Genomic DNA, 13,699 nt, shown 5'->3' on the forward strand with positions numbered 1-13,699 from the left:
CGACTACGGTCGCCGTCACCGCTAGGAAGCGCCTACGCACCGGACGGGCGGCCTCCCTGGTCGGGAGGCCGCCCGTCCGGCTTTCTTGTTTCCGTTCAACCTTTCGCGGCGCAGTTTTGCGTCCCGCCCACCCCGCGGTCTACCTCCGTGGCCTGACGTTCTCCCGCCGCCGCCCGGCCAGCAACGCCACACCCACCATGGCCGCCACCACCTGCGTCCCGCCAAGCCCCACGATCAGCACCCACAGCGGCCACCCGCCCACCGCGGCGAACACCGTCGCCCCGATCGCCGCCGCCGACAACTTCACCCCGGCCCCGAGCGTGAACACCTGCGTCCGGGCCCGGGCCGGCGCCTCGCTGGCCCGCACCTGCAACACCGACGTGAACAACGGCCCGTCGAACAACCCCGCCACCGCAAACAACCCGACGACCCCGGCCCAACTCGACACCAGCGGCACCGAGGCCAGGACAACCCCGGTCACCACAAGACAGCCGACCACCACCCGGTGCGGCGCGATCGCCACCGGCCGGCGCGCCATGAGCAACGACCCCGTGAGCGCCCCGAGCCCGATCGCGGTCACCAGCAGCCCACCGCCGGCCGGATGCCGGTGCGCCACCCCGAGGAGCACCGCGATCGACGGCATCATGCCGTGCCCGAACGCCCCGACACAGGACGCCGCCGTAACCGCCAGCAGCGGCCGCGAAACGACAATCGCCCGAAACCCGGCCCGCAGATCGTCCACGAACGACACCGGCGGGTCCGACCCTGCCTCGCCGCCCGCCCCACGGCCCATCCCAACGCCGGCCGCCCCGACGCCGGCCGCCGCGCCGCCGCTCCCCGTTCCGCCCGCCACACCGTCGACACCGACGGTGCTCGCCCCTTCGGCGCCCGCTGCCCCGCTCGTCTCCGTACCGCCCGGCACACGCTCCACCCCGAGGCCGGCCGATCTTGCGCCGTCCGTCCCCGCTCCGCCCGCCCTTGCACCCTCCGGTCCGCCGCCCGTCCCCGCTCCGCCCGCCCGTGCACCCGCCCTTGCACCCGCCGGTCCGCCGCCCGTCCCCGCTCCGCCCGCCCTTGCATCCTCCGTTCCATCCACCCCCGCTCCGTCCGTGCCCAAGCTCCCCGCCCTCACCCTGGCCGCCGCGGACGTCGCCCCCGCCCCGGCGCCGGCCGAGCCGGTGATGCGCACCGGGCGAGCACCGGAGTCCGCCGCCAGGGGCCGCACCGTCAGCAGGAGCACAGCCGCGGACAGGCACGCCGCCGCGATCACGGCCGCCGCGGCCGCCACCCCGACCGACACCGCCAGTGCCGCTCCAGCCGCCGGCCCGAAAATGTCCGCAACGTTGTACGTAGCCGCATCCAGCCCGCGGAACCGCGCCCGATCCGGCTCCGCGACGACATCATCGAGGCGGCTCGAGAGCCCACCGAAGACCATCGAGCCGCAGCAGCCGGCAACGACCGCCAGCACCAGCACGATCGGCTGCGGTACGTGACCGAGCAGCGACAGAATGCCGCCCATCGCGATGCCGAACCCGGCGACGAACCCCGAATGCACGAGCCGTGGACGCCGCGCACGGTCGGTAACCAGACCCACCAGCGGGCCCGCGACCAGGTGCGGCACGAGCAGCACCGCGAGCACCAGCGAACCCTGCGCCGGACCGCCCAGCTGCCGCACCGACGCCAACACGATCACCACGCCGGCACCGGCATCCGCAGTTCGGGCCAGCGCCGCGGCGGCGAGCAGCCGGACCGCACTCACGAGATGTCACCCGATCGGGTGGCGACCGTGCTGCGGAACGTGACGATCACGGGCAGGATCTGGTGATGCATGTTGCAGTGACCAACCGTGACGCCGGCATCGCCCTCGTGAGCATCCACGGTGCCATCGACATCAACACCACCGCCGCCCTCCGCGACACGATGCATCAACTCCTCGAAAGCGGAAACACACGCATCGTGGTCGACCTCGCCGGCGTCGGCTTCTGCGACTCGATAGGCCTCGGCACCTTCGCGTACACCCGCAATCACTGCCACGCCGCCGGCGGCTTCCTGCGCCTCGCCGCCCCGACACTGTTCCTGGCCCGCTTATTGCGCACGGTCGGTCTGACCGGCCCGATCCCCGTGCATGACACCGTCGCTGAAGCCCTCAACGTCGCCCCCGCCGCCTGACCCCCCGTGAGGGCGAACCGCACCAGCCGTGCCGCCCCCGTGCCGAACGAACTGGGCCGCACGCGCTGGCCGCTCCGGATGGCGCCGCGCGAGCCGGCCGTGCCGACTGCGGACGTACGAACTGGACCGCAGGAGCAGGACTGCGCTGACCGGGCCGCTCGAACTTGGCCGCGCCGGCCGGGCCTACACCACCCGGGGCCGCACCGGCCGCTCCCGAGGCCGGAGGCAGCACCGCCCCGACGCTGCCGAGGCCACGACGCCCATTGCCGGGGCCGGACGGTGCGGCCTGTATACGCCTCGCAACGACGCCGCGGGCTGCCGCAACTGCGATGCCGGCAAACCGCCCGGCAGCGAGCCGCGGACGCGAAGCGACCACCATCGGTGCGGCGGCGGGAATCATCGGCCGCTGGACCAGTGCGCCGGCCGGCGTAGACGGTCCGGCAGGCCTGTCGTGGCATCACCGACGGCCGCGTCCAGCTGCGACTGAATCAGGAACAGCGCACCGCGCAGGTCCGCACCGGACAGATCCGCGCCGCGCAGATCCGCCCCGATCACATCGGCGTTGCCCAGGTCCGCGCCGCGCAGGTCGGCGCCGATCAGCAACGCGCCGCGCAGGTCGGCGTTGCGCAGGTCCGCACCGCGAAGCTTCGCCCCGATGAGCTGCCGCCCCAGCGCCGGACTCTTCGCCCGCCCGGCCGATGTGCCCGCAGAGGTGCCGCGCCCACGAACCCGGCCGCGAGAACCCGACTGTGATCGGGAACCGGGCTGTGCCGCGGCACGGTCGCGGAACCCCGGTTGGTCCGCGGCTCGATTGCGGGAACCGGATTGGTCCCCGGCGCGGTCGCGGGAGCTCGGCTGGTCCCCGGCGCGGTCGCGGGAACCGGATTGGTCCCCGGCTCGGTCGCGGGAGCTCGGCTGGTCCGCGGCGCGGTGGGCCGAACCCGGCTGTGCCGCAGTGCCGTCGAGCGGAACCGGATGTGCCGCGCTGCGATCGGGGGAGCCGGGCCGGGCCGGAGGGGTCGTGCGAGCCAGCTGGCTCACCTCGCGCAGTAATGGCGCGATCCGCTCACGGTGACGTTCGGCGAGGTCGGGCGTCAGCTCGTCGGCGGCGTCCCTGAGTGCTCGTGTCGTGGACAGAGCGTCATCGAGGGCTTCCGTCAGCGGCGTCGACTGGGGGAGGGAGCGGGCTTCCGTCAGGTACCACAGCAGCTCATGCAGGATGCGGACCGCGGCGAAGACCTCGAACATCCGCGGTGCGGACGCCGGGTCCTGGCGCCAGTCGCGGCCGGCGGCGACGACCTGGGCGACGTGCTGGCCGGCGCCGAAGCAGTCGTAGACCGTGCAGCCGGTGAAGCCGCGGTCCCGCAGCCGGGTGTGGATGCCGCAGCGGAAGTCGTCGCCGAGGTTCGGGCAGGCGTGGCCGGCCGGCTTGTCGATCGCGAAGTCGGACGAGCGGGCGAACGCCGGGGCGACGCAACACAGGCCGAAGCACTTGGAGCAGTCGGCGCGTAGCTCTGCGTTCATGGTCCCTTCCCGTCCGGGCCCGACGGTACCTTGCGTACGGACCGCCGCAACATCATTACCGCCGCTGCGGGCCCGTCGATGGACGGGGGCCGGTCCGGTGTCGTGGTGCAGCGGGTGCCGGCGACGGCCGGGCGGGTCCACTGAGGGAGCTGCGCCGGGGCGGCGTACGCGGACGGCGAAAAGCCCCGACCGACCCGGCCGGGGCTTTCGACAGTGTTCGGGCTGTTACGCGGTGCGGCCGCGGCGCAGGCGAACCTCTTCGAGACGCTCGTTGAGGATGTCCTCGAGCTCGGCGATCGACCGCCGCTCGAGCAGCATGTCCCAGTGGGTGCGCGGCGGCTTCGCCTTCTTCTGCTCGGGCTCGCTGCCGTCGACCAGCCGCGCCACGCTCCCGTCGAACTTGCACTCCCAGGTCATCGGGACCTCGGCGTCGACAGCGAACGGCACCTCGAACTGGTGCCCCTTCGCGCACAGGTATTCGCGGGTCTGACGCGGAGCCAGCTCGGTGTTGCGGTCGGACTCGTAGCTGACGGCTCCGAGACGGCTGCCGCGCAGCATGCGCTCGCCCATGGTTGGTCTTCCCCTTCGAATCGTGTTGCGCTTCGCTGTAACCAACGACGCCACGTGGTTTGACGATTCCCACCGCGGGCGGGCAGATTACACGACCAGCCAGGGACTGCGGTAGGTTCGTCGCCGGGTCGGTACCCTGATTTTACGTTGGGTTTCAATAATCGACCACATGGTTCGTTTCGTGTCGCGCCTCACCCGCCGTAGTTTCGGCAGGTCACCCCCATGGTTGACGGTTCTCACCCCAGGGCTGGTGGCACACTTCCCGACACGGTGAGCCGGGTGAGGGCCGCCGTGAGCTGCGTCACCTGGTCGCGGAGGTCGTCCGCCCACGCGTGTGCCCGGTCTGCCTCCGCCCGCAGCCGGACGAGCTCCTCACGTGCGCCGATCAACGCCGCCTCGGCCCCCGCCGCCCGTCCGCCCTCCGCGTCCAGGCGCCGCTGCAGGCGACTCTCCGTCTCCGATCCCTCACGCAGAGCCCGTTCCACCGCGGTGTGCGCGATGTCTCGTTCCCGCAGCGCGTTACCGGCCAGATCGCGGGCCGCGTCACGTTCCCGGTAGGCCTCCGCTCGCAGTGCCGCCTCGGTCGCCGCTTCGCGCCGGGCCGCGTCACGCTCGGCCGCGAGCGTTTCGGCCGCCTCACGGTACTGCGTGATCGACCGCTCCGCCCCCTCCCGCGCCGCCGCGATCGTCTCCTCCGCCGAAGCCTGCACCTGCGTGACGCGTTTGTCACCCTCCGCACGCGCGCCGGTGATCGACCGCTCGGCCGTCGCCCGCACGTCGGCGACGGTGCGTTCCATGGCCGCGCGCGCCTCGGTCACCGTCGCCTCCGCGGCCGCGTACGCCTCCGCCATCGCCTGTTCCGAGGACGCCTTCACCTCCGCCACGTGGGCCGCCGTGGCCGCATGCGCGTCGGCGACCCGCCGTCCGGCGTCCTCCAGCGCCGCGGCGACCTTCGCGTCCGCCTCGGCCGACACCCGGCGTCCGTGCTCGGCGGCCTCCTCGGCGACCCGCCGGGCCCGCGCCTCGGCGGCGTCAAGACGATGTTGTACCTCCGCAATGCGCGCCATGCTCTCCCCGCGCACGAACTCGACCTCGTCCTCCGCGGCCTGACGCAGCGCCTGCGCCTCCAGCAGCTCGCCGTGTTTGGCCATCGCCGACTCGTGCGAGGAGTCCGCCTCGGCCCGCTGCCGTACCGCATCCGCCCGCGCCTCCTGCAGCGCCAGCCGCGCCCGGCGGGTCTCCTCCCGCGCGTCGTCGCGCTCCGCGTGCGCCGCGACCAGCCCCGCCGCCGCCTCCGCCCGCGCCTCGGCGACCTGCCGCTCGATCCCGGCCGTCGACATCTCCGCGTGCAGCGCCTCGACGAGGTCGGTCAGCGACTGGTCGAGCCGCTCGGCGATCTCGAACGCGCGGGCGACCTGCCCCGTCAGCCCCGGCGACGTCCGCTGCCGCATCCGCGAATTGCGAGCGTTGCGCTGACACTCGCCGTCGTTGTCGCGGCAGTACCGGAACGGCCGCCCCGCCGCACTGCGCTGCGGGACGGCCCGCCCGCAGTACGCACAGGGCCGATCGTCGCCGGCGTGCTCCTCCACGACATACTCGCGGACCGCGCCACCTTCGGCGTCGAGCCGCACATCGATCCGGGACTCACTCACCGGCACAGCGTAGGGGACCGCGGAGTCGCAGTTCAGCCGACACGCCGAATTATCGAATTGCTATTACCAATAATTCGATAATTACCCTCTGCTGGGCCGGCGAGCGCCCGGAATCCCCCGCCGGGGGCATACACCATAATGACTGTTATGTGCGCCCGGGCGGTGAACGGGATCTTGCGGCGGCATGCCCGGTGAGTTCGACCGGTCGTCGCCGACGTGCGCGCAGATCTACGCGGCGGTGGATCTGCTGGCCGGCCCGCTGTTCCGGGCCCTGGTCGGCGAGGCCCAGCACGACCGTCAGGTCGCCGTCGCGCTCAACGAGCGCCTCATCACCCCGCAGGCGGACAAGACCGTCGCCCGGCTGAAGGCAGCCCGCGACCAGGGCCAGCTGTCGCCCGGCTTCGACCTGGACCTGTCGATGGCGATCCTGTCCGGTCCGCTGTACTTCCAGCTCCTGATCACGCAGGAACCGCTGACCCACGAGTACGTCGACCGGGTCATCGACGATTACGCTCATCCCGTCCTGCACCGCTGCGCCGCACAGTTGACGCGATCAGGCACCGTAGTGACGTGACGATGCGAGCGGCCGTGTACGACCGGTACGGACCTCCCGACGTGCTCCGGATCGAGGACGTTCCCGTGCCGGCCCCCGCCGCCCGGCAGGTCCTGGTCCGCGTCGAGGCGACCTCGGTCAACCTCAGCGACTGGGAGACCCTGCGCGGAACGCCGCTGTACTCACGTATCGGCGGGATGCGCGCCCCGGCCCGCCCGACGCTCGGCTCGGACATCGCCGGTCGCGTCGAATCGGTCGGGCCGGACGTCACCCGGTTCCGGCCCGGCGACGAGGTGTACGGCGACAATCTGGTACTCAAGGGCGGCTTCGCGCAGTACGCGATCGCGCCCGAGTCGGCACTGAGCCGCAAGCCCGAGGCGCTGACGTACGCCGAGGCGTCGACGATCCCGCAGGCGGGCGTGATCGCGTGGCAGGGCACCGCAGGCGTGCAGCCCGGTCAGCGCGTCCTGATCAACGGGGCCGGCGGCGGCTCGGGCGCGTTCGCGATCCAGCTCGCCAAGCGGCTCGGCGCCGAGGTGACCGGGGTCGACAACGCGGGCAAGCTCGGCTTCATGCGCTCACTCGGCGCTGATGCGGCGATCGACTACCGGCGTGCGGACTTCACCCGCACCGGACCGTACGACCTCGTACTCGACCTGGTCGCGCACCGGTCCGTGTTCGCCTACCGGCGGGCACTCGCACCGGGCGGCCGGTACCGGTGTGTCGGCGGGTCGATGTCGGCGCTGCTGCGCGTGCTGACCGTCGGATCGGTGGTCGGGCCGCTCACCCGCCGCCGGATCGGCGTCCTCGCGGTCAGGGAGGGCCCGGCGCACTTCGAGCCGGTCGCCGACCGCTGCGTCGCGGGGGAGCTCGAGATCCGCATCGACCGTACATTCAGCCTGGACGAGGTGCCCGAGGCGCTCGCCCACGTCGGCGAGGGCCGCGCCCTTGGCAAGGTCGTCGTGCTCGTGGGCTGACCAGGACAAACCAGCGGACGTCGCCCGATCACGGTCACGGCCGGCCCGAACAGAAGCGAAGGTGGCATGGTCAAGGGGTGGCACGGCTGGTTCGGCACCATCACCGGCGTCGTCCTCGTCACGGTGGTGGCACTGCCGCTCGCGGCGCTGGCGGTGTCGGTACTGGCCCGCCGGCGCAGCGCCACCGGTACCCCGGCGGTGTGGGCATGGCGGAAGTCGCTGGCCGAGGTCGGCATCGTCTACGGGACGGTGCCGTGGGTGTGGATGATTCTGCTGCCGGGCGCGCGGGCCGGCGCCGTGCCCGGACGGGTGAGCCTGGTACCGGTGCGGGATCTGCTCACGATCGCCGCCGCCGGGCCGATGACGGCGACGGGCCAGATCGTCGGGAACCTGCTCGTGTTCGCGGCGTTCGGGTTCTTCGCCCCGCAGCGGTTCACGGCGATCGCCTCGTTGCCGCGGGTTCTCGCGCTCGGGGCCGGGTGCTCGGTGCTGGTCGAGGTTGCCCAGTACGTCCTGCGGCTGGACCGGGTCTCCTCCGTCGACGACGTGCTGCTCAACGCCGCCGGTGCCGGGCTGGCCGCGCTGGCGTCGCGCCGCTGGTGGCGCACGACGGCCGGCGCGGTGCCGGATCGGCCGCGATCGGCGTCGGTGCCGCACCCCTGAGCCGGTCCGCGGCCGAGGCGCCTGTGGACGCCCTGACGGCCGATTGACGGTTTCAGCGTGCCGCTCGCATGACGACGGCGAGGGCTACGACGGACACGGCGGACACCAGGAGCAGCGACCGGGCGATGCCGCCGGACATGGCCGCGCCCATGACGGCGACACCGGCCGTCGCACCGGCCTGACGGACCGCGTTCAGGACGCCGGCCGCCGCGCCCGTCGTGCCGGGCGGGGCGGCGGCCACGATCGCCGCGGCCAGGGCGGGCAGGGCGAACGAGACGCCGAGGCCGGTGATGAGCAGGGCCAGGCCCAGCCACGCGGAGTTCGAGCCGGCGTGCGTGGTGGCGGCCAGGCCGGCGCCGCCGGCGACGAGCAAGGTCAGGCCGAGGACGATCGGGCGATGTGGGCCGGTCCGCACGACGATGCGGCCGGTGATCGGCGGGTTCGCGACGAACGGGATCGTCAGCGGCAGGAACGCCAGGCCGGTCTGCAGGGCGGTCAGGTGGTGCTGGCGCTGCAGGTAGAGCGGCAGGACGAACAGCAGTCCCGACAGGGCGAAGTTGATGGCGGCGCCGGCCAGCAATGCCGACCGCACCCTGCGTACACGTAGGAGCGCTCGGTTGAGGACCGGGGCGGTGCTGCGGCGCTCGAGGGCGATGAACACCACGAGTGAGGCTGCCGTCACCGCTGTGGCGGCGATGGTGTGGTGCCACTGCCTGGCGCCGGCGGCGATCAGCGCGTCGGTGGCGGAGGCGAGGACCGCCGCGGCTGCCAGTTGTGCGGGCCAGTCGATCCGGGTCGGCGCCGAATCGCGGTCACGGGTCGGTGCCGGGCTGCGGTCGCGGTGCTCTGCAGTGGTCGCGGGGACGTGGCCGCGGGTCGCCGCCGTGGTCGTCGCCCGTGCGAGCGCTGCGATGCGGGTCAGGAACAGCACGAGCAGGCCGATCGGGACGTTGATCAGGAAGGCGGCACGCCAGCCGGCGATGCCCACCAGGGCGCCGCCGGCGATCGGGCCCGTCGCGACCGCGGCGCCGCTCGTGGCGGCCCACGTCGCGATGGCCCTCGCCCGGGCGGCCGGGGCCGGGTACAGGGCGGCGATCAGGGCCATGGATGCCGGTACACATGCCGCCGCCGCGATGCCCATGAGTGCTCGTAGCGCGATCAGCACCGACAGGGACGGGGCCAGGGTGCTCAGCAGTGACGCGACGGTGAAGGCGGCGACGCCGGCGTGGAAGAGCCTGGACGCGCCGTACCGGTCGGTCAGGGCGCCGGAGGAGAGGAGCAGTGCGGCGAATGCGACCGTGTACGCCGTGGTCGCCCACTGCAGGCCCGCCGTCGACGCGTGCAGGGACGTGGCCAGGTCCGGCTCCGCGACCGCGAGGACCGTCATGTCGAGCAGGACCATGAAGTAGCCGAGGGAGATGCCGGCCAGTACCGAACGTGTTCGGGGTCGGGGGAGCGCTGCCGTGGTCATGGGGAGCTACTCTGCGTGCTGAGACAGGTACAACTCCACCGGGAAGAACGCACGGAGCGTTCGGGGAAACCGAATGCGCCGCGGGACAATGGGGCGGTGGAACTGCGCCAGCTGCGGACCTTTGAAGCCGTCGTTCAACATCGGACCGTCACCGATGCGGCGGTCGCGCTCGGGCTGGCGCCGTCGTCGGTGTCGCAGCAGATCCGGACCCTTGAGGCGGCGCTCGGGGTGGCGTTGTTCGCGCGCGGGGCCCGGGGCATGGAGCTCACCGCGGCCGGGAAGCGGCTGCAGGGCTGGGCCCGGACGCTGCTCGAACAGGCCGACGCGGCGGTGCGGGACGTGCGGGATGAACGGCGGCTGCTGCGGCTCGGGGCGCTCGAGACGATCGCCGCCGTGTACGTGCCGGGTGTGCTGGAGCGGTTCGCGCGGCTCCGGCCCGGCGTCGACGTCGAGGTGCACGCGGACCGGGCTCGTGACGGGCTGTTACACGGGGTGCTCGAAGGGCAACTGGACGCGGCGCTCCTGCTCGACGCGGGGGACTTCGTCGGCGGGCTCGGGTTCCCGGCGCCGGTCGGGCCGCTGACGTACCTGGACCTCGAACCCGTGCCGCTGGCCCTGGTCGCCGCGCCGGGGCATCCACTCGCCGGGCGTGACCGGCTCGTCGGCGCTGACCTGTCGGGATGGAAACTGCTGGTCAACGTGCCCGCGTGCTCGTTCTGGCTCGCCGGGCAGCGACTGCTCGGTGACGCACCGCAACGCGTGAAGGCCGGTGGTGTGCCGGTCATGCGTGCCTGGGCCGAACGTGGTCTCGGCGTGACGCTGCTGCCCGAGTTCGCCGTCACCGACAGTTTTGCCGCCGGCACCCTGGTCCGGCTGCCACTCGAGGTGCCTGCCCTCAGCCTGCGGCTTGTCTGGCGTGAGGATCAGGAGCAGCAGCCCGGGATGCGCGAGATCCTGTACGCGGCCGCGCGTCCTTGAGCGCACTTCAAAAGCCGAAAGACCTAAGCGAAAAGCCTGTAAATTTTTAGGGAGGAAAAGCAATATTTGGAGCGGGCTCGATGAGTCTGCGTGCGCGACTTGGTGCCGGGGCTGGCCGCCGCCGGTGTTGGGAAACGAGCCTGTTGACGGCGTCGGCGCAGGTCAGCAGGTCGTGGCGAAGCCGTCGAGGAGGTTCTTGTCGTATACGAGGATCACGTACAGCGGGAAGTCTTTGCGTTCGACCGGCTGGCCGTACTGGGTCGTCACGTCGGCGGGCGTTCCGTAGAAAGGACGCTGCTTTTCCAGCAGGGCGAACCGGGCGTCATGTTTCGCGGGGTCGTACATGTCGGTGTGCGTCTGCCAGCACATGCCCACCAGCCGGCCGTCGCCGCTGAGGGTTGGAACCACCGTCACGTTTCGTGAGGTGCCGACGGTGATGTTGTTCGACACCCAGTACGAGCCGAGGCCGTAGCGCAGTCCGCGGCTGCGGAGCCACTCGGCGGCCTCCTGGCCCTCGACCGGGGCCGCCCGCGGTGGCGCGTATCCCGCGAGGGCAATCAGCAGCACGACCAGTACGACGGCGAACAGCGACTGCACCGGCACGGCCAGTCGTGTGTGGAGTTGCGCCGCGGGCGCAGTGCGCAGCCAGCGGGTGACGACCCGGGCGGCGAGCACCGCGGCCATCGGCAGGGCCGGCACCACCTCGCGGGTCGCCATGAGGTCGCTCGGCAGGCTTGCGACGATCTCGGCGGCGAGGTCGCAGACGATGGCGGCGGCGAGGATCGCGTCGACACGGTCGGCGGTGCCGCGGAGCGCGGCGATCGCCGTGAGTAGCAGGGCGACGATCGCCAGCAGCAGACCGGGAAGGCGTACCAGTTGTAGCGTCGTCTCCACCCAGGGTGACTGGATGCCGGGCCGGGTGGTGCCGAACAGGATGCCGATCATGTGCGTGACGGCGTGGGCGCGGTCCGGCCACGCCGACGTGGGCGAGAACTCGATCGGCGGCTTCGGGGCGCGGAAGCCGCCGACGCGCTCGATCAACCACAGGACGCCGTGCGAAACGATGATCGACGCGACGCCGGCCAAGGCCAGGCGGGCGTCGAGGCCGCGCACCGAGCGGGCGAACAGCGCGCGGTAGGCGCAGACCACGATCAGCGGGGCCGCGCCGACGAACGTGATCAAGGGGTCGCCCATGGCGCCCCAGGCCAGGACGATCGCGACGGCGAACGGCAGCCACCTGCGGTCACGGGCCCGGTCGATCAGCAGCCACGTGATCAGGAGCGGGACCGCCGAGCCGGTGTGGTTCGGCGATGACAGCAGCGTCTGGTAGCTGTAGCCGGGCGCCGGGACCAGGACGATCGCGACCGCCATGGCCGCCGCCAGCCAGCCGCCATGCGTCAGTGTTGCCGCGAAGTTCCGGCGCGGTGCGGCGGTCGGAGACGCCGTGGCGGTCGAGGGGCCAGGGTCCGGGTCGTCGGTGTCCGTGACGGCTGGTGATGCGGTGGTTGCTGATTGAGTTCGGGCCGGGGTGGGCGGGAGTTGGGCCGAGGTGGATGTGTTCAGCGACGTGACGGTGACGGTGTGTGCCAGCCATGCGGTCAGGGCGACCACCAGGGTCCAGGACAGCGCGGCGGCGATGTGGATCTGATCCGTGGTCACGCCGGTGACGAGCTGGATCAGGCCGTACTGGATGAGCTCCGTCGGAAAGAAGGAGACATCGGACAGGGTCCAGCCCCGCAGCAGGACGTTGCCGTGGAACAGGTCCCAGGCCTGCAAGGCGTTGCTCGCCCCGTCGCTGTTGACCGTCACGGCGCGGGCCATCCGCAGGTACGCCAGGAACAGGGCGAAGGCGGGGACGATTCCCAGCAGCGGCCACCAGCGGCGCAACCTCACGCGATGCCCCAGTCGTGGAGCACCTCGGCGGTGTGCTGGCCCGGCAGTGGCGGGGCGGACGGCGGCGGCGTGGATGCCGGCGGCGTGGATGGCGCTGTCGACCGGGGGAGATCCGGGGGCGGCGACGGGGTGGAAGCGGTCGGCGCGGGGGCCGGCGTTGTTGCGGTTGGCGACGCGGGTGCTGGTGATGTGGGTATGGGCGATGACGGAAGTGGCTCGCCCGCGGATGAGGTGAAGCGCGGGGCCGCCGCCGGCTGGGTTACGCCGTCCACCGTGATGAACGTGCCGCGCGCGGCCAGGTGCGGGTCCGCCGGGGCCTCCGACAGGGACAGGACCGGGGCCACACACGCGTCGGTGCCGTCGAACACGGCGGACCACTCGTCGCGGGTCTTCTCCGCGAACGTGTTCGTCAGGAGCGTCCGCAGTTCCGGCCAGCGGGCCACGTCGAACTGCTCCGGCGCGGCGGTCAGGCCCAGGCGGGCGATGAGCTCGGCGAAGAACTGCGGCTCCAGGGCGCCGACGGCGACGTACTTGCTGTCGGCGGTTTTGTACACGTCGTAGAACGGGGCGCCGGTGTCGAGCAGGTTCACGCCGCGGTGGTCGCGCCACAGGCCGGCGGCCAGGAGGCTGTGCAGGATCGTGCTCAGATGCGCGGCGCCGTCGACGATCGCGGCGTCCACGACCTGGCCGCGGCCCGTCGACGATGCCGAGTGCAGGGCGGCGAGTACGCCGACGACCAGGTACAGCGCGCCGCCGCCGTAGTCGCCGAGGAGGTTCGCGGGCACCTGCGGCGGCCCGCCGGTCCGGCCGATGGCGTGCAGGGCGCCGGTCCGCGCCAGGTACGTGATGTCGTGGCCGGCCGACGCGGCCAGCGGGCCGTCCTGGCCCCAGCCGGTCATCCGGCCGTACACCAGCGCCGGGTTGCGGGCCATGACCTGCTCCGGGCCCACCCCGAGCCGCTCGGCGACCCCCGGCCGGAAGCCCTCGATGAGCACGTGCGCCCGCTCGGCCAGGGCCAGGACCAGCTCGACACCCTCGGGCGTCTTCAGATCCGCGGCCACCGACCGTTTCCCGCGGTTGACGAGGTCGCCGGCCGCCGGCGGGGCGATCGGCGACACCGGTCCGAGCCGGTCGACGCGCACGACGTCGGCGCCCAGATCGGCCAGCAGCATCGCGGCGAACGGGCCGGGGCCGATCCCCGCCAGCTCGACCACCCGCACGTCCCGCAGCGGTCCATCGCTCATGCCGA

11 protein-coding genes and 1 pseudogene are annotated in these 13,699 nt (G+C 72.6%); 5 read left to right on the top strand and 7 right to left on the bottom strand.

The features are described from left to right. Positions 1–139: 139 nt before the first annotated feature. The gene (locus AB0B76_RS08135) at positions 140–1,759 is read right to left on the bottom strand and encodes an MFS transporter (protein ID WP_360371275.1); all 1,620 of its coding nucleotides are present in this window, start codon (positions 1,757–1,759) and stop codon (positions 140–142) included. A gap of 77 nt (positions 1,760–1,836) precedes the next feature. On the opposite strand from AB0B76_RS08135, the gene AB0B76_RS08140 reads away from it, so the two are divergent. Next, positions 1,837–2,169 (top strand): STAS domain-containing protein, encoded by a 333-nt coding sequence (locus AB0B76_RS08140; protein WP_360371278.1) that lies wholly within the window; start codon positions 1,837–1,839, stop codon positions 2,167–2,169. A gap of 396 nt (positions 2,170–2,565) precedes the next feature. On the opposite strand, the gene AB0B76_RS08145 is transcribed toward AB0B76_RS08140, so the two are convergent. The 3 genes from AB0B76_RS08145 to AB0B76_RS08155 form a co-directional block, all read right to left on the bottom strand. Then, a complete protein-coding gene (locus AB0B76_RS08145) occupies positions 2,566–3,693 on the bottom strand; it encodes a pentapeptide repeat-containing protein (protein ID WP_360371280.1) in 1,128 nt (375 codons plus the stop codon). Positions 3,694–3,918: 225 nt separating this feature from the next. Next, on the bottom strand, positions 3,919–4,263 hold the full coding sequence (locus AB0B76_RS08150) for an RNA polymerase-binding protein RbpA (RefSeq protein ID WP_360371282.1): 345 nt from the start codon (positions 4,261–4,263) through the stop codon (positions 3,919–3,921). Positions 4,264–4,499: 236 nt separating this feature from the next. Then, positions 4,500–5,915: a serine/threonine protein kinase gene (locus AB0B76_RS08155; RefSeq protein ID WP_360371284.1), complete on the bottom strand. Its 1,416-nt coding sequence runs from the start codon at positions 5,913–5,915 to the stop codon at positions 4,500–4,502. Positions 5,916–6,099: 184 nt separating this feature from the next. Between AB0B76_RS08155 and AB0B76_RS08160 the strand changes: the two genes are divergently transcribed. From AB0B76_RS08160 to AB0B76_RS08170, 3 genes are all read left to right on the top strand, one after another. Beyond that, the gene (locus AB0B76_RS08160) at positions 6,100–6,489 is read left to right on the top strand and encodes a TetR-like C-terminal domain-containing protein (protein WP_360371287.1); all 390 of its coding nucleotides are present in this window, start codon (positions 6,100–6,102) and stop codon (positions 6,487–6,489) included. 2 nt (positions 6,490–6,491) lie between these two features. Then, positions 6,492–7,445, top strand: coding sequence for an NAD(P)-dependent alcohol dehydrogenase (locus AB0B76_RS08165; protein ID WP_360371669.1), 954 nt, complete (start codon positions 6,492–6,494; stop codon positions 7,443–7,445). Positions 7,446–7,511: 66 nt separating this feature from the next. Then, the gene (locus AB0B76_RS08170) at positions 7,512–8,108 is read left to right on the top strand and encodes a VanZ family protein (RefSeq protein WP_360371290.1); all 597 of its coding nucleotides are present in this window, start codon (positions 7,512–7,514) and stop codon (positions 8,106–8,108) included. A 52-nt stretch (positions 8,109–8,160) separates the two neighbouring features. Here AB0B76_RS08170 and AB0B76_RS08175 read toward each other — a convergent pair whose 3' ends face one another. Beyond that, on the bottom strand, positions 8,161–9,579 hold the full coding sequence (locus AB0B76_RS08175) for an MFS transporter (protein ID WP_360371293.1): 1,419 nt from the start codon (positions 9,577–9,579) through the stop codon (positions 8,161–8,163). Positions 9,580–9,675: 96 nt separating this feature from the next. Here AB0B76_RS08175 and AB0B76_RS08180 point away from each other — a divergent pair, with 96 nt between their 5' ends. Beyond that, the gene (locus tag AB0B76_RS08180; protein WP_360371296.1) at positions 9,676–10,557 is read left to right on the top strand and encodes a LysR family transcriptional regulator; all 882 of its coding nucleotides are present in this window, start codon (positions 9,676–9,678) and stop codon (positions 10,555–10,557) included. 162 nt (positions 10,558–10,719) lie between these two features. On the opposite strand, the gene AB0B76_RS08185 is transcribed toward AB0B76_RS08180, so the two are convergent. After that, a complete protein-coding gene (locus AB0B76_RS08185) occupies positions 10,720–12,450 on the bottom strand; it encodes a hypothetical protein (RefSeq protein ID WP_360371299.1) in 1,731 nt (576 codons plus the stop codon). Positions 12,451–12,674: 224 nt separating this feature from the next. Beyond that, positions 12,675–13,694 (bottom strand): annotated as a pseudogene (locus tag AB0B76_RS08190) (CaiB/BaiF CoA-transferase family protein); the annotation flags it as partial. Between the last annotated feature and the right edge of the window lie 5 nt (positions 13,695–13,699).

The sequence above is a fragment of the Dactylosporangium sp. NPDC049140 genome, assembly GCF_040648435.1.

Bases quoted from the DNA above. Each gene is read 5' to 3' on its own strand.
- AB0B76_RS08145 (WP_360371280.1), bottom strand. From the start codon at position 3,693: ATGAACGCAGAGCTACGCGCCGACTGCTCCAAGTGCTTCGGCCTGTGT.
- AB0B76_RS08150 (WP_360371282.1), bottom strand. From the start codon at position 4,263: ATGGGCGAGCGCATGCTGCGCGGCAGCCGTCTCGGAGCCGTCAGCTAC.
- AB0B76_RS08160 (WP_360371287.1), top strand. From the start codon at position 6,100: ATGCCCGGTGAGTTCGACCGGTCGTCGCCGACGTGCGCGCAGATCTAC.
- AB0B76_RS08165 (WP_360371669.1), top strand. From the start codon at position 6,492: ATGCGAGCGGCCGTGTACGACCGGTACGGACCTCCCGACGTGCTCCGG.
- AB0B76_RS08170 (WP_360371290.1), top strand. From the start codon at position 7,512: ATGGTCAAGGGGTGGCACGGCTGGTTCGGCACCATCACCGGCGTCGTC.
- AB0B76_RS08175 (WP_360371293.1), bottom strand. From the start codon at position 9,579: ATGACCACGGCAGCGCTCCCCCGACCCCGAACACGTTCGGTACTGGCC.